We start from the raw sequence: 20,596 nt of genomic DNA, 5'->3' as shown, positions 1-20,596 counted from the left end.
CCGGTCTCATATCGCATCCTGTCGGGCGGTCTGTCCGAGCCGCGGGCCATTCGGCGTTTCCATATGTACCGTCAAAGCCTGAGGGCGCGGCGACTGAACCTGCGCCCGCCCGGAAAGCAAGGGCGTGTCCTGTTTGGGCACACGAGCTTTCTTTCCAAAAACGTAATATCGGATCCTACGTCATGACAAAATCACCCATCCCTTCCCGCATCGTCCGCTATGGCGAGCTTCAACCCTGTAAAACCGCTTTCATCGATGCCCATACTCCCGGCAGCGATCAGAAAGAGAATTTCACGATAATCGGCGGCGGCGTCTCGGAATCTCCGGACCAGCATGTCCACATCACCGACAAGATCGGCTTCAACATCGGAGCGGCCGGGCAGCCGCCGAAATGCCGCAACTCACTGCACAGCCACACCACGGCCGAGGTCTTTTTCGTTGCCAAGGGTCGTTGGCGGTTTTTCTGGGGCCGCTATGGCACGGCCGGGGAATTCATCGCCGAGGAAGGAGACATCTTCAACATTCCAACCGGGATTTTCCGGGGCTTTGAGAATGTCGGACAGGATTACGGAATGATCATGTCGATCCTGGGCGGAGACGATGCGGGCGGCGGCGTCACATGGGCGCCTCAGGTGATCGAAGATGCGCAGGCACACGGTCTGATGCTGGGCGACAATGGCGTTCTGTACGACTCCAAACTGGGCCAGGAACTGCCCCACAATGTCCGCCCGATGCCTGTGCTGACCGAAGAACAGCTGAAAAGCTATCCCGAAGTTCCTGTCGAGGATGTGGTCGGCAAATACGTTGCGCGGTATTGGGATCTGATGGCGTTGTCGGCCAATAAGCCCGCAAAGGTGATTGGCGAAAACGCGTTGATCAAGGACAAACCCGGATTCGAGGTCGATTTTCTGGGGCGCGGATCCGCAGTGACCCAACCGATCGCTGCCGAGAAACCAGTGGTTCTGATGCCGGCCAGCGGTCACTGGCGTGTTTCGATTGACGGGTACGAGACCACGATCTCGGTGGGCGACACGGCCTTGGTTCTTCCCGGCGAAACCTATGGTATTCAGCCATCCATGACCGGACAGGCGGGCCTGTACCGCATCACCGCAACCGATGACCCGGCAGGAGCGACCTGGACAGGATGAACGCGGACCCGAATGACACCCACGCCGTTTATGAACGGCAGGCAACCGAGTATGACAGGCGCCGTTCCAAGGCCCTGTTCGAAGCGCGCTGGTTGGCGCGCTTCACGGCCAGCCTGAAGCCGGGTGACCGCGTATTGGACCTGGGCTGTGGCTCGGGCGACCCGATTGCCCGTTGGTTCATGGCCGAAGGGTTTGACGTCACGGGTATCGATTTTTCCGACGCCATGCTTGCCATAGCCCGCGACCGTTGGCCCGATGGCGACTGGCGCAACGCGGATATGCGGAATTTTGAACTGGATCAGCAGTTCGACGGCATCATTGCCTGGAACAGCTTTTTCCACCTTACGGCGGACGAGCAGAAAGACTGTATCGCCCGGATGGCGCGCCATTTGCGACCCAAGGGAATGCTCATGCTGACCGTCGGACCTCGTGCCGGAGAGGTCAGCGGCACAGTGGGATCAGAGCTTGTCTACCACGCGTCGCTGTCCCCGGCCGGTTACGCCGGGTGTCTTGAGAAAAACGGGCTGCAAATGACCGGATACCTGGCCGAAGACCCAGAAGCCCAAAGCCACACGATCCTGATGGCACGAAAAATTTAAGGAGGTCCCCATGACCGTAAAAACAACACATGTTGGCTCTCTGCCCCGAACGCAGGACGTCGTGGATTTTATTTTTGCCCGCGAAAACGGCGAACCTTATGACACAGGCGCCTTTGATACCTGCATGGCCAACGCCGTGGCCGAAACGGTGCGCAAACAGGTCGAAGCCGGTGTTGATATCGTCAGCGACGGCGAAACTTCGAAAATCTCCTATGCGACCTATGTCAAAGATCGCTACACCGGGTTTTCGGGCGACAGCCCTCGTAACGCGCCGGCAGACTTGAAGATGTTCCCCGGCTTTCTGCAAAGACTGGCCGATGACGGCGGTACGCCACAATACGCAAGGCCGATGTGCACGGGTGAGGTGCGATCAAAAGGGCAAGGCGAGTTGCAAAAGGACATCGCCAATCTCAAGGCGGCCATGGCTCGACACGGGGCCGAGCGCGGCTTCATGAATGCCGCGTCTCCCGGAGTGATCTCGTTGTTTTTGCAGAATGATTTCTACCCTACGCGTGAGGCTTATCTGGCAGCGTTGGCCGACGCGATGAAGGACGAATACGAAACCATCGTCGCCGCCGGGTTGGACCTGCAACTGGATTGCCCCGATCTTGCCCTGTCACGCCACATGCTGTTCACCGACCTGTCGGATGAGGCGTTCATCAAGATTGCCGACATGCATGTCGAGGCCCTGAACCACGCGCTTCAGAACGTCCCGCAGGATCGGGTACGGGTACATATTTGCTGGGGCAACTACGAAGGCCCGCATTGCTGCGACATCGCCATGGACAAGGTCTTCAGCACCCTGATGGCAACCAAGTCGCGCTATGTCCTGTTCGAAACGTCCAATCCGCGGCATGCCCATGAATGGACTGTCTTCCGGGACCGCAAGGCCGAGATTCCCGATGACAAGGTTCTGGTGCCCGGCGTGGTCGATACCACGACCAATTTCGTCGAACATCCCGAACTTGTGGCCCAACGGATTGACCGGTTCACGGAAATCGTGGGACCGGACCGGGTGATCGCGGGCAGCGATTGCGGCTTTGGCACTTTTGCGGGATTCGGCGCCGTCGATCCCCAGATCGCCTATGCCAAGCTGGCGGCGTTGTCCGAAGGGGCAAAGCTGGCCTCGGCATGAAACCTCTGATTTTGTTGCCGGGCATGATGTGTGATGCCCGGCTTTTTGGCCCCCAGATCAATGCTCTGTCGGGCAGAATGCCGGTGATGACCTTTCCGTTGTCTCACCACGACAGCATAGAGGCCATGGCCCGGGATATCCTTGGAAATGCACCGCCGGTTTTCACGCTGGCCGGACTGTCCATGGGGGGTATCGTGGCGATGGAAGTCACGCGCCAAGCCCCCGAACGTGTTTCGCATCTGGCTTTGCTTGACACCAATCCACTGGCTGAAACGCCAGAGGTAAAAGCGCGTCGAACGCCGCAGATGTCCGCCGTGCGCAACGGCCAGCTGAGGACCGTGATGCGTGACGAGATGAAGCCCGGTTATCTGGCTGACGGACCGAACCGGGGGGCGATCCTGGATCTGTGCATGGCAATGGCCACCGACCTGGGCCCTGACGTTTTCATACGTCAGTCCAAGGCACTTATGAACCGACCGGACCAAAGCAAGACTCTGACGGCTTACACCGGAAGGGCTCTGGTTTTGTGCGGGCGTGAAGATCGGCTTTGCCCTGTTGAACGCCACCGACTTATGCATGACCTGCTGCCACGAAGCGCGCTTGAGATCATCGGCGACGCGGGCCATCTCCCGACATTGGAACAACCTGAAAAAACAACAGCGGCGCTGTCCCGCTGGCTGGAGGACACATGACACCGTCCCTTTTGTCTTTGCTTCGCAAGGTCGATACGCCAACTGTCTGCAATGCCATCGAGGTGGCACAGGGCAGGCGTGGGTTCAACAGGTTCACGCGTGGCACCATGCTAAGCTCGGCCCCCGAAGGGCCTGCCATCGTCGGCTATGCGCGCACTGCCAAGATCGCTGCAGTCAATCCCCCGACCGAGCCGCCCGAAGTCATCAAAGCCCGACGTATGGCCTATTACAAGTACATGGCCGAGGCACCGGGCCCTTCAATCGCCGTTGTCGAGGATCTGGATTATCCCGAATGCATCGGCGCTTATTGGGGTGAGATCAATACGACGGTTCACAAGGGTTTCGGCATGTCGGGTGCTCTGACCAATGGTGTCATGCGGGATCTGGGGGATTTGCCCCAAGGGTTCCCGGTTGTCGCTGGTTCCATCGGACCGAGCCACGGTTTCGTCCACATCCGCGAGATTGACACTCAAGTTTCGGTTTTTGGTCTGACAGTTGACCCCGGTGATCTGGTTCACGCCGATCGTCATGGCGCATTGGTCATACCGAATGATGTCGTCGATCAATTGGAAGGTGCCATCCAAAAGCTTTTGGCGACAGAACGTATTGTTCTGGACGCAGCCCGCGAGCCCACGTTTGATTTCGAAGCATTCGAAACCGCCTGGGCCGCCTTTGAAAAAGCAAGGGTCTGATCGCAGGGGTCGGAGACAACGAAAGCCGGCTGGGTGAAAAGCACCCACAGGTCCCTTACTCGTCAACCCAGAGCAAGACAGCCTCTGCCAACGCATTGCCCATGACGAAGGGTTACCCACATCCGTCTATCTGGCGGCGGCGTCGCGCCGCTGCCGGTGGCGTCCGAACGTAAACCGGACCGTTTCAGACAGCAGTCCATTACAACGGAGTGTACGGGGCTTCAGATCCGTTCAGCCCCGCGTACAATCCGCGCATCCAGACAGGTTCCGGAAAGAACATTCAAGCCTTGTGAGAAGCGGCGCCCTGCGCATCCCTTCGCTGTTCTCCGATCACGTTCAGCATGGCATCTACATCCGCGCGTACGGTTTGTGTTGCCGCTTCGCGCACCGGGCCAAAGCCGCGGATATCCAGCGGGGCTGACAGGATTTTGAGGCAGGTTTCCGTCTCGAGGTCCGTGTCTTCGACGCGATCCAGGACACCCAGAAACCAGGCCAGGGTTTCGTTTTCAAGCTTGCGGTCCCTTGAAAACCGGAACGGATCAAGCCAGCCGCCGCGAAGCCTGCGTGCACGCGAAAGGAGCCTCAGAACGGGGGTCATCCAACCACCATAGCTTCGCTTGCGCGGCCGTCCGCGTGCATCCTTCTGACCACCTAAAACCGGAGGGGCGAGGTGGTATTTGATCCGAAAATCCCCCTCGAACTCGGACCGCAGTTGTTTCTCGAATTGTCGCGATGTCAGCAACCGGGCAACCTCGTATTCGTCCTTGATTGCCATGAGGCGAAACAGGGATTTTGCCGCAAGCGAAAGCGCTTCCTCGCGGATCTGGTCAGGCAGTGCTGCGGACAGACGGGCCAGGCGATCCCGGTACTGTTGCGCATAAGCGTCATCGTGATAGGTCGCCAATTCGTCGGACCGGTAATCGATTATCTGCTGCGCCGATTCTTGCGAGAAGCTCTTTTCCTTCGCATTCAGCATCTGTGGGTTTGCTGCGATCACCCGCCCGAGATCAAAGGCCCTTATGTTGGCCTCGACCGCGGTTCCATTGAGCTTGATCGCCTGTTTGATCGCAACTTCACTGATCGGAATGTTCCCCAACTGCCATGCGACACCAAACAGCAAGGTATTGGCAAAGACCGAATCCCCCAGCAAATCCACGGCCAATTGGTTTGCATCCAAACCGAAAACGTTTTCTTCGCCGACGGTCCGGCGTATCAACGCTTCTCGTTCATCGACCTTGAGCTGGGCATCGCGGTGCAAAACAAGGTCGCCTGTTGGCATTTCCGCACGGTTCAGCACGACTTTTGTGCCCTTGCGATAGTGAACCGAGGCTTTGGGCGCCGAAGACACGACCACGTCACACCCAATGACGGCATCGGCGCTTTTGGCCTCAATTCGGACCTGATTGATTTCGTCGGGCGTGCGGGCAATGCGAACATAGCCGACAACCGTACCGAATTTCTGGGCGAACCCGGTGAAATCCAGCACGCTGGCGCCTTTGCCTTCCAAATGCGCCGCCATCGTCAGAACGGCGCCCACCGTTACGACACCGGTACCACCGACCCCACCGACCAGAAGATCGTACGGCGCGTGCAGGTCAGGAAGCTGCGGGTCGGGAACCTTGGCAAGAAGCGACGGGATATCCAGTTTCTGCTTGGGTTCTTTTCGCCGCATCGCCCCTTCCACCGTAATGAAACTGGGGCAAAACCCGTTCAGGCAGGAATAGTCCTTGTTGCACGAGTTCAGGTTGACCTTTCGCTTGCGGCCCAATGGGGTTTCCAATGGTTCAATACTCAGACAGTTGCTTTCGACAGAGCAATCGCCACAGCCTTCGCACACCGCGGGGTTGATGAACGCAAACCGCTTGGGGTCTTCTGTTTTGCCACGCTTGCGGCGACGGCGTTTCTCGGTGGCGCAGGTCTGCTCGTAGATCAAAACCGTCACACCTTGGATGTCACGCAGCTCGCGCTGCACGGCATCCATCTCTTCCCGGGGGTGAAAGCTGGTTCGTGCCGGAAAATCGCCGGAATCGAACTTTGTTATATCGTCTGAAACCAAGGCGATCCGGTCCACACCTTCTGCGCGACAGGTCTGGGCGATCCCGGAAACGCTGATAGGGCCATCAACAGGCTGCCCCCCCGTCATTGCCACTGCGTCATTGTAAAGGATTTTGTAGGTGATGTTCGTACCCGCCGCCACGGCCTGGCGAATGGCAAGCGACCCGGAATGATACCAGGTACCCTCGCCAAGGTTTTGAAAGATATGTTTGTTGCCATTGAATTTCGAGGCAACAACATGCGGCACACCCTCGCCGCCCATCTGCGCATAACCGACGGTGTTGCGATTCATCCAACTTGCCATCACGTGACAGCCGATGCCTGACGCAGCCGTGCTTCCATCCGGGACTTTGGTGGATGTGTTGTGGGGACAACCCGAGCAAAAATACGGAGCCCTGACCGCACCTGGAACATTCAGCACGGATGGCGGTTCGTCCGTCAGCGCCTTCGCCTTTTCCAGGAATCCCTCTTCCGGAAAAAAACGGTCGAGTCGCTCTGCAACAACCGGAATCAGGTTCAACGGACTCAACTCTCCGGTCCAGGGAATCAACGGATCGCCTGCTGCGCGGTGTTTTCCGACCATCTTTTCGGGTTTGTCCCCCGGCCAGTCATAGAAATATTCCTTGAACTGGCTTTCGATGATCCCGCGTTTTTCCTCGACGACCAGCACCTCTTTTTTGCCACGGACAAAAGACAGCGCATCCCGCCGCGCCAAAGGCCAAACCATCCCGACCTTGTAGATGTCGATGCCCAAACGGCGGCATCCGCTTTCGTCCAGCCCCAGAAGACGCAGCGCTTCCATCAGGTCCAGATGGCTTTTGCCCGTTGTAACAATCCCGAATGGGGCATCCTTGATGTCATAGATGCGCCGGTCGATCGGGTTGGCTTCGACAAAAGCCTCGACCGCCCGCAACTTGTGTTCGATCCGCGTCTCGATGGCCGGGCTTGGCAAATCGGCGCTGCGCACGTGCAAGCCGCCCGACGGCAGATCTATTTCCGGCATGGTAAATGCACGGTCCGGTCTCAACTGCACGGATTGCCCGCTTTCCACGGTTTCCGAAATCGCCTTGAACCCGACCCAGGTGCCTGAATACCGGCTCAGCGCGATCCCGTATTCACCGAATTCCAGGTATTCAGCCACATTGGCCGGGTTCAGCGTTGGCATGAACCAGGTCATGAAGGCGACGTCGGACTGATGCGGCATTGAAGAAGACACGCAGCCATGATCGTCACCCGCGACAACCAGAACCCCGCCCTTCGGAGACGAGCCATAGGCATTGCCATGGCGCAGCGCGTCCCCTGAACGGTCGACTCCGGGGCCCTTCCCGTACCACATCGAAAACACGCCCTCGACCTCACAATCGGGATCAAGCGAGGCCTGCTGGGCACCAAGAACCGCTGTGGCACCGAGGTCTTCGTTTACGGCCGGCATGAATGTGATCCTGGCCGCCTCGGCTTCCTCTTTCGCTCGCCACAGCTCCAGATCCAGACCACCAAGGGGGGACCCCCGATATCCGGAAATGAACCCAGCCGTGTTGTTTCCTGCTGCTGCGTCCCTGCGGGCCTGGTCCAACATGATGCGCACCAGAGCTTGCGTTCCCGTCAGGAAAACACGACCCTCCGAGGCTTTGTATCGGTCCGACAGGCCGTAAGTATCGAATTTCAGGGACTGGTCAGTCATGGATGCCTCGCCTTCTCTGGGTATTTTACCGGAATTTTCTGAGGAATCTGTTCTACCTTCCCGCAAATTCTGAATTGTCTTGAAAAATTCTCTCTTCTTTTGTTGCAATCTGGGGTATTTTTCTCGGATGCTTCTCGACTCACGTGACTGCCAACTTCTCGCGCTGCTTCAGAATGATTGCCGCATCTCAAACGCTGACCTTGCTGAACGGGTGGGCATGTCATCTTCTGCCTGCTGGCGTCGAGTCCGCGCGTTTGAAGAGGCCGGCCTGATTTCGCAGTACCGGGCCGAATTGTCGCCTGAACATGCCGGGCTTTCGTTTCAGGCCCTGGTGCATGTTCATCTGACCCGGCACAATCCGGAACATCTGGAGCAGTTCATCGCAGCGATCGAGAAGCGCCCGGAAGTCATGGAGTGCTACGCAACGACCGGGCAGGCGGACTACCACATGCGGGTGATCTGCAAGGATATCGGGGCTTACAACGTTTTCCTGGAAGAATTCCTGTTTCGCCTGCCGGCGGTGGAAAGCGCGCAAACAAATGTTGTTCTGCGCGAAATCAAACGCAGCAACGCCCTGCCCATACCTTCCTTTTGATATCGGTTCCCGGGGGTACTTGCCGTCTGGTATCGGCTTTGTTGCAAAACTCTGAACGCACCAAGCGAAAGATCCATTCGAACAGGTTCCGAAGCGACGATGAGGCCCGCGAAACCCCACGGCGTCGCCGTTCATTGGATTTTTCCCGGATCAGGTTTGGGAACGCCCCAAAAAACCGTCGCCAGCTTCATCATCAAGGCAGGTAAAACGTGGTTGCCGTTTCGACCGCAACGTTTTGGATTCCGCCTTCTGCGCCGCGCTCTGGTCTGTTCGATCGGGCCCCCGAAGAACTGGCCTCGACTGTGGAACGAACCGGTTCACCGGAATCGAGGTGATCTCCTGCCCCGCGCCTTGGACGGACGCTTTCCTCGACGCCGAACAGCCTCAAAACCGAGTTTCGAAACTGAGGCCACTTTTTTGCTTCGAACTTCGTTTTTCCTGTTTTCTTTTCCCGTGCTTGCATCGGGTCCGGCTCCTGTTCGCTGCCGTCATCCCGAGTGTAGCATCGTTCCTTTTCTTTTTCAGATTTTTGTCAGAGAACCTTCCGGCTATTTCGCAATTTCGTCGATCAGCCGCGTCTCGAGAAGCTGGCCATTCTGGTACAGCACCGGGTACGCAATAGATGCGATATGGCTGTTGAACTCCCGGAACGCCCGCAAGGTCTCAAGATGAATATCACTGGTTTCGAAACTCTCGCGTGACCCGTGCTGCAATCGGCGCAGATGTCGTTTACGGCTTTCACGTTCCACCCGTTTGATTTCGGTCTTCTCAAGGCTCAGCAGGCGCGCGCTTTCCAGATCGTCCGAGATAAGCACGTTTGATGCCAGCTTCATGTTGGCCAGAATGCCCTCGTGCATCTGAACAAGTTCCGACCAGCCTTCCTGCGAAAAGCTCGAGCCTTTGGCCCGCATTTCACCCGCCAACACGGTCAAGCGTTTGGCCACGACATCACCGGCCGTCTCCAGCCGGATAGCGAATTCCATAAGGTCGCGCGCGGATTTTTCATCCTTTTTTTCGTATACATCCGGTGGAATCGCCGAAACGAATGCCCTGATCCCGGACAGGCAATTGTTCACGTCCTCGTCGATGGCTTGCACCGCTCGAATCTGTTGTTTGTCGCCACTGCGATACAATTCCAGACAAGGCCGGAACATGGTTTCGACAAGGTCGCTCATCCGCAGCAGCTCTCGCTTGAGGCTTGGCAGGGCCTGGCTGGGATTGGCCACATTGCCTATGTCCAATGCGCTGGCCGGTCGTGCCGGTTGCGGAACCAGTTCTTGCTTCTGATCCGGCAAGAACCTTTCGAACAGATCTTTCAACTTCCCGCAAAATGGCAAGGCCAGAAGCAGCAGTGACAGGTTGAACAAAACATGCACATTGACCAGCATCTGCCCGCCTTGCGGGTCTCCTAACAACCCGGTCCGCAGAGCCATGTTGGCCGCAAACAAACTCAGCAAGGCCCAACTGCCACGCAATGCCAGGTTGGCATAGGGAATGCGCCGGGCCTGGACTGGCATGGCACGGGTGAGCCAGACCGGAATGAAGGCAGAGCCGAAATTCGCGCCAAATACCAAAGACATCCCGGCGGCAAACGGGATCGCTCCGATCTGAACAAGGGTCACACACATGAGGGTGGCCGCCACCGAGGAATGCATGATGAAAGCCAAGGCGCCCCCGACCAAAAACGCGGTGATGTAATCGCGCGCCAGATAATCCGCCACCGCGGGCAGAAACGCGCTGTCCCGAATGGGATCCATCGCCTCGCGAAGGAACCGAAGCGAGATCAGGATAAAGGCCACACCCATCAGGATGCGCCCCAGCTGCCGCGTCTTCTTGGCTTCGGTCTTTACGAACAGATACCCCCCAACCGCCAACAGCATAGGAACAAGCCAGTCCAGCCGGAACGAAAGGATCTGGATGATAAGTGCCGAACCCAGATCGCCACCAAGTACAATCGCAAGGCCGGCAGGAAAACTGAGCATTCCACTGGCCGCAAATCCCGAGGTCAACAGAGCAACAGCCGCCGAGCTTTGCAGCACGACCGCCATCGTCAACCCGACCACCGAGGCCTGAAGGTAACTGCGCTGTTGGGTCATTACCCGCTGGAACGACGCGCCATAGCTGCGCTCGATCCCGGTTCGCACCATACGAACCGCGTAAAGCAGCAGCATCGTGGCCCCGGCAAGGCTGATAAGGAAGCTGACAATTGCCATACTCTACCCCGTTATTCTTTTTGGCCCAGCTTGTCGCAGCGCGTTGTATTGTTCATGTTACCGACCGCGATTGGGAAGGGATATATCCCATTTTGGCCTACAAGGCGTAAACTCCTGTGTGCTTAACCGCAACCACTTGTCCGCGCTTTGACGGAACATCCGTCACCCATGAACCTGGCCAAAGGGCCACGGAAAGGCGCGGCCCCTGATCCCATTGTGACACGAGATCGGTAAGGGGCGTCAACTCTCGGCCTTGATTGCGGCAATTACGATGTCGATTGCGCGGTCCAACTCCAAACGCGAGATGGTCAGCGGCGGTGACAATGTCAGAACGCACCCCTGGCTGATCTTATAGCTCAGACCGGCCTCGAGGCAGGCATAGTAGATCCGTTCGGCGCTCGCGTTGCCCGGCGTTTTGTCGGCGCGATCATCCACGATTTCAATCCCGAACATAAGGCCCCTCCCCCGGATGTCTCCGACAATCGAAACGTTTTGAAGCTCATCCATCAAGCGACCAATGGCATGTTCACCCAGTTCCGCTGACCGGCGAACCAGGCCTTCGTCTTCGATGATCTGGATCGTCGTCAAAGCGGCCCGCGCGGTGACCGGGTTCTTTTCGTGCGTGTAATGCCCGATGGCAAAATCTCCGCAGACATCCAGCTGTTTGCGGGCGACACAGGCCGCGATGGGCAGGATGCCGCCGCCAAGCGCTTTCCCAAGTGTCACGATGTCCGGGATGATCTCGTCATGCTCAAAGGCGAACATCCTGCCAGTCTTGCCAAGGCCCGTCGGAATTTCATCCATGATCAACAGTGCCCCGTGACGGTTGCATGCCTCGCGCACCGTCTTCCAGAACCCCGGCGGCGGGACATAGGGCACGGCGCGCATCGGTTCCGCTATGACTGCCGCCACGTCTCCTTCACGCTCCAGAACATATTCGACCATTTTTGCACAGGCCAGTCCGCAGGTTTCGGGGCCCGCATGATTGTACGGGCATCGATAGCAGGCAAAGGGGGCGACATGTTCGGTGCCGGACAAAAGGGGCCCCGCGATATGACTGCGAAAGGTCGCCTCTCCGCCGACGCTTGCAGCACCGAACCCCGCGCCATGGAAAGCATCCCAAAAGCTGATCGTTTTGAACCGGCCGGTAGCGGCGCGCGCAATCTTGAGGGCGACCTCGTTGGCGTCGGATCCGCCGGTGGTAAAGAGCATTTTCCCCAGATCGCCGGGCACGATCTGTGCCAGTTTCTCGGCCAGTTCCACCGCCGGTTCATTGGTAAAGCGGCGGGGCGCAAAGGGCAGATCGTCAAGCTGTGCCTTAATGGCGGCAACCAAACGGGGATGGCCATACCCGATATGGTGCACCGAATTGCCATGGAAATCCATGTACCGGCGACCCTCGATGTCCTCGATCCAGATCCCCTCGGCCTTTGCAATGGTGCTGACGCAGGGTGAGGACAAAGATTGATGCAGGAACACGTTCGCATCGCGTTTGAGCAATGGCGTTGACTTCGGTCCCATGGACTTTCGCAGCCACGCCTTGCGCGCCTCGGACGTGTTTGATTCCCCTTCAGTATGGACAATCTGTGGCATGTCCGCTCCTCATTGCCGTCATCAAAAGATGCGGACCCCGCAAGGCCCGCCAGTACCAGGGAGGAACTGTGTTGCCCTTTCCGCAAAAGGGGTAAGGGCACCAGACTCAGTTAGGCCACGGCAGCGAATAGGTTTTGACGTTGGTGAAAAACTTCATCGCTTCGATGACGCCTTCCTTCACCCCGTTTCCACTGTCCTTGATGCCGCCAAAGGGCGACATTTCAATGCGGTAGCCCGGCTGTTCCCAGATGTTGCAGGTGCCGACGTTCAACCCGTTGATGAAAGCAATCGCCCGGTTCAGATCGTTTGTGCAGACACCCGAAGACAGGCCGAACTCGGTACCGTTTGAAATTGTCATCACCTCTTCGTCGTTGTCCGGTACGCGAACGATCGGCACGATGGGGCCAAAGGTTTCCTCCATCACCAGTTCGCTATCATGGGGCACCTTGTCGACCACGATAGGCGGCAGCAGCGCCCCCTGACGACCGGGGTGGTACAGAATTTCAGCACCCTCTTTTTCAGCCTGAAGAACGCGGTTTTCAAAAATCTCGGCGGCCTTGTCATGGATCACGCATCCCAGTTCGGTTTCCGGGTCCTGGGGATCGCCGAACATGATCTTCTTCGCCTTCTCAAGAACCAGCGGCACAAACTTGTCGGCCACACTTTCCTGCACGAGTATGCGCTTGACCGCCGTGCAACGCTGACCGGAGTTTCCGGTAGCCCCCGCCACCGCAATGGCTGCCGCCTTGTCCAGATCGGCCTCATTGAGGTCATTCAGAACGATCAGAGGGTCGTTGCCGCCAAGTTCCAGCGCCTGACGCTTGTAGACGCCTTTTTCGGCAATCATCTTGCCCACGGGCACACCACCGGTAAAGGTAATGATATCGATGTGTTCATTGGTGATCATCTCGTCGCCAATGTCACCGGGCCAACCGGTCACGACCTGGAACATCTCGGGCGGCAAGCCTGCCTCATAAAGAATGTCAGCCAGTGTCAATGCGGTCAACGGCGTCAGTTCAGTCGGCTTGCAAACCATGCAATTGTTGGTGGCAATCGACGGCGCGATCTTGTGGCTGACCATGTTCAGCGGGTGATTGAACGGCGTGATCGCACTGATAGCTTTCACCGGCTCTCGGGTGGTGAAAATCTTGCGGGCCTTGCCGTTATGGGTCAGGTCGCAGGAAAAGATCTCACCATCATCCTTCAGTGCCTCGGCCGCCGCGAATTGATACACGTCTTGCGCGCGCTTGGTTTCGTAGATCGCATGCTGGTGACAGATCCCCAACTCCAGCGTCAGCCATTTCGCAAGATAGTCGCGCTTTTCGCCGATCAACTCGCCTGCCCGTTGCAGGATCTGGCTGCGCTCGTATCGGGTCAGCTTGGGTTTGTAATTCGCCGCAATCTCGAACGCCCGGCGCGCATGTTCGGCTGTACCGGCTGGTACGTGGCCCACAACCTCGTTTGTGTACGGGTAGAGAACGGGAACGGTTTCGTCGGTAAAGACAATCTCACCACCGATCCGCATTCCCTCGTTGCGTACTTCGATTTTCGACATGGTCTGATCTTTCATAGCTTACTGTGCCGCTGCTGTTGTTGCGTAGAAGAAGGCATCGAAATTGCGCAGCACCGGTTGGTTTGGCAGGTCGATGACACGGTTCACGATGAAGGGAACTTCCTGCTCGGTCAAACCGCCATGGCTGCGCAACGGTTCTTTGAGCGCTGCCAGATCATGGCGATGCGCGGACGTGCCGATGCAGATGTTTTCGCCGGAAACCATCACGATGTCGCCAATGCGGTCGCCTGGCAATTCGAATTGCTCGATCGCTTCGGCCTTGGTCAGCACATGCGTAATGCCGTTGGTCGCCTTGAGCTTGCCGATGATGTCGTTCCGGTCTGCTCCGTCAGGCAAATAGGCGGTTGCAAAAGATCCCAACGCGCCATGATGCACGACGTATGGGTCGGTAATCGGAAGAATGACCCGCGCCGCATCCTTGCCCAGCCATTCGTCCATCAGGTCCTGCACGTACACCACCGAGGGGGATCCATCCGCCAGATGCTTGGGCTTCATGCCGTGATCCGCGGTCACCACGATGGCCGCACCCAGTTCATCCAGTTCGCCCAGATACCGGTCAAACATGGCATAGAAATCCAGCGCGCCTTTTTGATCGGGTGCAAACTTGTGCTGAATATAGTCGGTGGTCGACAAATACATCACGTCGGGCTTGAACTCTTTCAGCAGCTTGACGCCAGCGGCAAAGACAAATTCGGAAAGCTCAGCCGAGTAGACCTCGGGGACGTCCATGCCCAGCCATTTGCTGGCGTTGTCGATGCCATGTTCCGCCAGCGTCGTTTCGCCCGACCGTTCGGAAGAAAAGGCAACCGCCCTGCCTTCGTCAAATTTCAGCCCGGCACCCAGCAGCGCGCGCAGCTTGTCCTTGGCGGTCACCATCGCCACACGGAAACCCGCGTCGTAGAACTGGGAAAAAATGGTCGGCGCACGCAGGAAGCGGACGTCATTCATCATCACCTCTTCGCCACTGTCCGGGTCGATGAGGTAGTTGCCGCAGATTCCATGCACGATTGGCGGACGCCCGGTGGCAATCGAAAGATTGTTGGGGTTGGTGAACGAGGGGATAACGGAATGTGCCAGCCGGTCCGTGCCCTCTTCCCGGATCCGCTTGAGGTTGGGCATCAGCCCTTTCGCAATCGCGACATCGAGGTATTCCGGCTCGCATCCATCAAGGCAGATGGCTATGGCGGGCACCTTCGGCGTCGGATAGACGCGCTCATTTGCTTCGACAGGGGTTTGAATGGTCATCTGTATTTTCCTTGATGTTTAAGCGGCCAGCTTGGCGCGTTCTTCCAGTGCCCGAAGAGGAGGAGCGGCGCTTGTCACGCCCATTTCTTCCAGGGACTCCTTTGCTGCGTTCACAACCTTACGCATGACGTCTTCATCCATCTGACCGATACATCCGACGCGGAAACTGTCGACGACGGTCAGCTTGCCCGGGTAGATGATGAACCCTTTGTCCTTCATCAGATTGTAGAACTGATCGAATACGAACCTCTCATCGGCGGGGCAGAAGAACGTGACGATGATCGGGCTGAGCCAACGATTGCCCAGCAGCGTTTCGAAACCCAGTTCGCGCATGCCCGAAACCATGACGTCCCGGTTGCGGGTGTACCGTGCGCCGCGGCCGGCAACACCGCCTTCAGCGGCATGCGCCCGAAGCGCTTCGATGAAGGCCGCGACCACGTGCGTCGGCGGGGTAAAGCGCCACTGACCGGTCTTGTTCATGTGCGCCCACTGCGCGTGCACATCCAGAGACAGGGAATGACTGTTGCCCTTTGCGGCTTCCAGCTCGCTCTTGCGCGCCACAATGAAGCCAAAGCCGGGAACGCCCTCGATGCACTTGTTGGCCGAAGACACCATGGCTTCATATCGAATATCCGAGGGCCTGAGTTCGATCGCGCCAAAGGCAGACATCGAGTCGATCAACAGCTTGCGTCCGGCTGCATATGTGGCTTGGGATATTTCCTCGACAGGGTTCAAGATACCCGAGCTGGTTTCGCAGTGAATGGCAACAACATGCGTGATGGCCGGGTCATCCGCGAGAATGCGCGCAACCTCGTCGCCCCGTGGCGGCAGGTAATCGCCCTTGTCCAGCACGATATGGTCCCGCCCCAGATACTGTAGCGTCTGCGCAGAACGCTGCCCATAGGCGCCGTTGGCCAGTACCAGCGCCTTTCCTTCCGGTGGGATGAAGGATGCCAGCATTGCTTCGACCGAGAACGATCCGCTGCCTTGCATTGGCACGCAATCGAACGCGTCGGCGCCGTCACCAAGCAGGTCCAGCAGGCTTGACCGCAGCTCTCTTGTCATGGCGCGAAAGTCGTCGTCCCAGCTTCCCCAGTCCTTCAGCATGGCCTCTTTCACGGCGTAGGACGTTGTCAAAGGGCCGGGTGTCAAAAGGTATGGTTCGCCGAGGCGCGGTTGCTCGATTTTTGGATGGGAAGGCGTCATTACCGGGCTCCAGAACAGCGTTTTCACAAACACCATTGCAGCAACGGTTGCTATATGTGAAATTGCAAATATCAATCTAATTATAAGTGCAGCCTATGCACAAATCATTGGGGACCGGTGATGCGGCACAGCCAGCTCAAAGCCTTTCATTACGTGGCCAAACATGGCGGGTTTTCCCGCGCGGCCGAGGCACTTTTTCTGACGCAGCCGGCGATTTCCGAACAGGTTCGAAAGCTGGAACAGGAACACGACCTGCTGTTGTTTCAGCGCGAACGAAAACGCGTGAACCTCACCCCTGAAGGGGAACAGCTTTACCGGTTCACAAAACAGTATTTCGAGATCGAAGATCAGATCGAGGACTACCTCTCGGAAACCAAGGCTGTGATCGACGGAGAATTGCGGATCATCGCCGATTCAGCGCATCACATGACGTCTTTCCTGGGGTCGTTTCAAAAGAAATACCCAAAAATCACGATCACCGTTCGATCCGGAAACACCGAAGAAATTCTGGAAGAACTTCGGTCGTACAATGCAGAGATCGGCGTTGTCGGCAGCCTGTCCCCTGGCAAGGATATGGATGTGTTGAATCTGGGGTCCACTGAAATCGTGGCCTTCGCTGCGCAAGGCATGCTTTTGGCATCCAAACCTTCGCTTTCTTTGGAAGAACTGGCCGATCAACCGCTGGTTTTCAGAGAGCACGGGTCAAAAACACGTCAGAAACTGGAAGAAGAAGCCGAAAGGCGCGGTATCACGTTGAATCCTGCAATCGTTGCGGAAGGGCGCGAGGCCGTTCGCGAGCTTGTGGCCTCGGGCGCAGGCATCGGATTTGTCTCTGAAGCAGAGTATGGGCACGATGATCGGTTGCGGCAAATCAAGCTGAAAGGCGTGACGTTGCAAATGGGTGAAAGCATGATTTCGCTTTCGCAACGGCGCAACGTAAAGATCATCCGAGCCTTCATGGACTTCGCCCAGCGCGCGCTGGAAGAAAAAAGCCCCCCCGCCGATACCTGACCGGCGGGGGCAGGGTTCCTTTGACTACCGGCTTCGCCAAGCCTGAGTGCGCTTCAGAATGCCTTTTGAAGCAATCAGGTGAACGATCCGGGCAGCAGCGTTGGTGTAAAAGATCATCATACCCATTGCTGCCGCCGGTGCTATATCCCCGGCATCATCCATGTTCAGCACCGCGATAGAGGCCAGCGTCGTTTTGGGAGAATAAAGAAACACCACTGCCGACACGGTCGTCATCGCGTTGACGAACAGATAGATCGAGATGTCCAACACCGCCGGCAGACAAACCGGAACCGTTACCCGTGCAAACAGCTTCATCGTCGGTTGTTTGAGCGAGGCAGACACCGACTCAAATTCCCTGTCCATTTGCTTGAGCGCGGTGACGGCCGTCAGGTGCGATACGGTGTAGAAATGCGTCACAGTGCAAATCACCAAAATCGCCATCGTGCCGTAAATCCCGTTCAGCGGATTGGACGGGTTGTTGAAGAAGAAGATGTAGGACAGCCCCAATACCATGCCCGGGATCGCCATGGGCAGCATCGCGAACATCTGGAAAATCGACCGGCCGGTTCTGAACCCGTTTGATTTTTCCACCAGATAGGCCCCGAAGAACACAACCGTCGTGCCGATGACTGCCGTCAGCAACGCCAGTCTGATCGAGTTGAAATACGACCCCCAGCCGCCGCCGTCCATTCTGTTGAACTGATAGTTCTTGAGGCTCAGGCTCAGGTCGTAAGGCCAGAACTTGATCAGCGCCGCAAACTGACACACAGCCAGAAGACCAACGATGAACAGGCCGATCAGGCTGCAATAGATCAGGAATATGCGGTCAGCTTTCGGGTTTGGCGTCGCCTGATATGGCACGGAACGGGCCGAAAGCAGCGCCACCTGCTTGGACTGAACCATCCGGTCGATGGCAAAAGCCAGAATGGCCGGGATGACCAGAACCACGGATACCACGGCGCCCATTTCAAAGTTCTGCTGGCCGATCACCTGTTTGTAGATATCCACGGCAAGCACGTTGAATTGACCGCCAATGACCTTTGGCAGTCCGAAATCAGTGATCACCAGGTTGAACACGACAAAGGCCGCCGAGATCAGGCCATAGCGCGCGCCGGGGATGGTCACGGTCCAGAAGGTCCGCCATGGCGTCGACCGCAGGCTGGCAGCGGCTTCATACAGGCGCGCGTCAGATATCGCGAGGGCGGTCGATATGATCAGGAATGCGTGCGGAAAGGTAAAGAAAACCGATCCGATCACGATGCCGATGGGGCCGTATATACTGGCACCAAACAGCAACTCCTTGATCATCCCCTGGTTGCCGAACAGGTAGACCAACGCGATGCCCGGCAAGAGCGACGGAACCAGGATCGGTGCCATCGCAATGAGGCGAAAAACGCCCTTGAACCGCATGCAGCTTCGGTTCAGCGCATAGGCGAACCAAAACGCCAGTGTCACCGTCACAATGGTGCTGACAACCGAGATCCAAAGCGAGTTCTTGATCGAATTGAACAGTGCCGGTGTCGAGAAGTAGTTGATGAAATTGTCCAGCCCTCGTGACTGGACCGGCCGCAATTGCACCCGGCGAAACGTGTTGGAATCAAGCTCGACCCAATCGGTGCCTTCATTCAAAGTCGACCCGACAAGAAAGCGCCCGGTATCCGTCGTGTTGCGGATCTTGTACATGACCGGGCTGCGAAAGCTGAAATCGGGGAAGAGTCCGGTCACAGGCAAACGCCCGTCGGAACCCGTCACCAGATCAGAGTCGGAAAAGACCCCCAATTGCCTGTTCAACTCGTCAGCCGACAGGATCGTTCCATCAAAGACGCCTGCGTCGTCACTTACCTGAAACTCGTACTGGGACAGCTCTATCCGATAGGTCGAAAACGACTTGGACAGCATCGTGTAAAGCGGCAACGCCAGTGTCACGACCAGATACAGCGCGATTACCATCATGCTGCCGCGCATCAGGATATCATCACGGCTGAGCTTGGGCTTGATGTCCGGCCCGACAGGCAGGCTGTCCTGATTGGTAGAAACCGAGCTCATGCCTTGGCCTCCGGCACGTCAAACGCCATAAGGCGGTTCTCGGGGAGCTCAATCACCATGCAGCGCCCTTCTTCCAGTTCCAGGCGACGCACGGCGTTGATCGAGAAATCCGCGATCAGTTCCGATGATCCGAACCTCTCGTTGTGCAATCGGCAGCGCCAGAACGAACCCAGGAACTCCATCTCATCAAGCGTCACCTCTATGCAGTTCCGATTGCCGCCCGTGTCGAGGTAACCAGCTTCATGAGGGATGATGTCTTCGGGTCGAATGGCCGCGATGATCGGGGTTCCATCGTTGAACTTGTGACTGAGGCAGGCAAAGGTCTTTTCCCCGACGCTCAATCGTCCGCCTTTGGTAACCTGCGACCGGATCTGGTTCATTTCACCGATAAAATCGGCAACGAACAGGTTGGCCGGTTCCCGGTAGATTTCGGTAGGAGGCCCCACCTGTTCGATTACCCCGTGATTCATGACCACGATCCGGTCTGCCATGGCCAGCGCTTCTTCCTGATCGTGGGTCACCATCACGGTGGTCACACCCAGCTTGCGCTGCAACTCCTTGATCTCATGCCGCAGATGAACGCGCACTTTGGCGTCCAGCGCCGACAGGGGTTCGTCCAGCAGCAAAAGTCCGGGGTTGGTTGCTATGGCACGCGCCAGTGCAATCCGTTGCTGCTGACCACCTGACAATTGCGCCGGATATTTCTTGCCCTGATCCGGCAGACCAACCAGGTTCAAGAGTTCGTTTACCCGAACAGCGATATCCGATTTGCTGCGGCCGGTGTTTTCAAGGCCAAAGGCGATGTTCTTTTCAATCGTCAGGTTCGGGAACAGAGCGTAGGACTGAAACACGATCCCGAAATCCCGCTCGGACGGGGGCAGATTGGATACGTCTTTGCCATCCTGCATGACCGTACCCTTTGTCTGCAAATCCAATCCGGCAATCGCCCGCAAAAGAGTGGTCTTGCCGCACCCGGATGGGCCGAGAAAACAGACAAATTCCCCTTCATTGATTTCCAAAGAGATGTCCTTGAGCGCCAGAAAGCTTCCGAACGCTTTCCACAAATTCTGGATGCTGAGATACAGTTCACCGGGTGGTGTTTTCTGAAGCAC

General features: G+C 57.3%; 15 protein-coding genes. 7 read left to right on the top strand and 8 right to left on the bottom strand.

Annotated features, from left to right (window positions below; all coding sequences use genetic code 11):
* Positions 1–182: 182 nt before the first annotated feature.
* From AC2FFD_RS06950 to AC2FFD_RS06930, 5 genes are read left to right on the top strand one after another with little or no spacing between them, the layout of a single operon-like run.
* Positions 183–1,148 (top strand): cupin domain-containing protein, encoded by a 966-nt coding sequence (locus AC2FFD_RS06950; RefSeq protein ID WP_496872641.1) that lies wholly within the window; start codon positions 183–185, stop codon positions 1,146–1,148.
* Positions 1,145–1,747, top strand: a complete 603-nt coding sequence (locus tag AC2FFD_RS06945; RefSeq protein WP_171723896.1) for a class I SAM-dependent methyltransferase — start codon at positions 1,145–1,147, stop codon at positions 1,745–1,747. The genes AC2FFD_RS06950 and AC2FFD_RS06945 overlap by 4 nt, the downstream gene beginning before the upstream one ends.
* Before the next feature lie 10 nt (positions 1,748–1,757).
* A complete protein-coding gene (locus AC2FFD_RS06940; protein WP_171118384.1) occupies positions 1,758–2,882 on the top strand; it encodes a cobalamin-independent methionine synthase II family protein in 1,125 nt (374 codons plus the stop codon).
* On the top strand, positions 2,879–3,574 hold the full coding sequence (locus AC2FFD_RS06935; RefSeq protein ID WP_496872639.1) for an alpha/beta fold hydrolase: 696 nt from the start codon (positions 2,879–2,881) through the stop codon (positions 3,572–3,574). Before AC2FFD_RS06940 ends, AC2FFD_RS06935 begins: the two co-directional genes overlap by 4 nt.
* Positions 3,571–4,266, top strand: coding sequence for an RraA family protein (locus AC2FFD_RS06930; RefSeq protein ID WP_496872637.1), 696 nt, complete (start codon positions 3,571–3,573; stop codon positions 4,264–4,266). Before AC2FFD_RS06935 ends, AC2FFD_RS06930 begins: the two co-directional genes overlap by 4 nt.
* Before the next feature lie 280 nt (positions 4,267–4,546).
* Here the strand turns inward: AC2FFD_RS06930 and AC2FFD_RS06925 are convergent, their stop codons facing one another.
* Positions 4,547–8,002: an indolepyruvate ferredoxin oxidoreductase family protein gene (locus AC2FFD_RS06925; protein WP_496872636.1), complete on the bottom strand. Its 3,456-nt coding sequence runs from the start codon at positions 8,000–8,002 to the stop codon at positions 4,547–4,549.
* A 127-nt stretch (positions 8,003–8,129) separates the two neighbouring features.
* Between AC2FFD_RS06925 and AC2FFD_RS06920 the strand changes: the two genes are divergently transcribed.
* Positions 8,130–8,597, top strand: coding sequence for an Lrp/AsnC family transcriptional regulator (locus AC2FFD_RS06920; RefSeq protein WP_425079312.1), 468 nt, complete (start codon positions 8,130–8,132; stop codon positions 8,595–8,597).
* 548 nt (positions 8,598–9,145) lie between these two features.
* Here the strand turns inward: AC2FFD_RS06920 and AC2FFD_RS06915 are convergent.
* From AC2FFD_RS06915 to AC2FFD_RS06895, 5 genes are all read right to left on the bottom strand, one after another.
* Positions 9,146–10,810 carry a Na/Pi cotransporter family protein gene (locus AC2FFD_RS06915; protein ID WP_496872635.1) on the bottom strand — a complete coding sequence of 555 codons (1,665 nt, stop codon included), beginning with the start codon at positions 10,808–10,810 and terminating at the stop codon, positions 9,146–9,148.
* A gap of 240 nt (positions 10,811–11,050) precedes the next feature.
* Positions 11,051–12,403, bottom strand: a complete 1,353-nt coding sequence (gene pbfA, locus AC2FFD_RS06910) for a (R)-1-hydroxy-2-aminoethylphosphonate ammonia-lyase (protein WP_496872633.1) — start codon at positions 12,401–12,403, stop codon at positions 11,051–11,053.
* Positions 12,404–12,509: 106 nt separating this feature from the next.
* A complete protein-coding gene (gene phnY / locus AC2FFD_RS06905) occupies positions 12,510–13,958 on the bottom strand; it encodes a phosphonoacetaldehyde dehydrogenase (protein ID WP_496872631.1) in 1,449 nt (482 codons plus the stop codon).
* Positions 13,959–13,976: 18 nt separating this feature from the next.
* Positions 13,977–15,221 carry a phosphonoacetate hydrolase gene (phnA, locus tag AC2FFD_RS06900; RefSeq protein ID WP_496872630.1) on the bottom strand — a complete coding sequence of 415 codons (1,245 nt, stop codon included), beginning with the start codon at positions 15,219–15,221 and terminating at the stop codon, positions 13,977–13,979.
* Positions 15,222–15,239: 18 nt separating this feature from the next.
* Positions 15,240–16,427 carry a 2-aminoethylphosphonate--pyruvate transaminase gene (locus tag AC2FFD_RS06895; protein ID WP_496872629.1) on the bottom strand — a complete coding sequence of 396 codons (1,188 nt, stop codon included), beginning with the start codon at positions 16,425–16,427 and terminating at the stop codon, positions 15,240–15,242.
* Between the two features lie 120 nt (positions 16,428–16,547).
* Between AC2FFD_RS06895 and AC2FFD_RS06890 the strand changes: the two genes are divergently transcribed.
* Complete coding sequence (locus tag AC2FFD_RS06890; protein WP_496872627.1) at positions 16,548–17,438, top strand: LysR substrate-binding domain-containing protein; 891 nt, start codon at positions 16,548–16,550, stop codon at positions 17,436–17,438.
* A gap of 24 nt (positions 17,439–17,462) precedes the next feature.
* On the opposite strand, the gene AC2FFD_RS06885 is transcribed toward AC2FFD_RS06890, so the two are convergent.
* The gene (locus tag AC2FFD_RS06885; RefSeq protein ID WP_480685128.1) at positions 17,463–19,484 is read right to left on the bottom strand and encodes a putative 2-aminoethylphosphonate ABC transporter permease subunit; all 2,022 of its coding nucleotides are present in this window, start codon (positions 19,482–19,484) and stop codon (positions 17,463–17,465) included.
* Positions 19,481–20,596: a putative 2-aminoethylphosphonate ABC transporter ATP-binding protein gene (locus tag AC2FFD_RS06880; RefSeq protein WP_480685127.1), complete on the bottom strand. Its 1,116-nt coding sequence runs from the start codon at positions 20,594–20,596 to the stop codon at positions 19,481–19,483. The genes AC2FFD_RS06885 and AC2FFD_RS06880 overlap by 4 nt, the downstream gene beginning before the upstream one ends.

The sequence above is a fragment of the Ruegeria sp. YTSC002 genome (assembly GCF_059609845.1).
The sequence above is the reverse complement of the archived record's forward strand: the minus strand, read 5'-3'. Positions and strand labels throughout refer to the sequence as shown.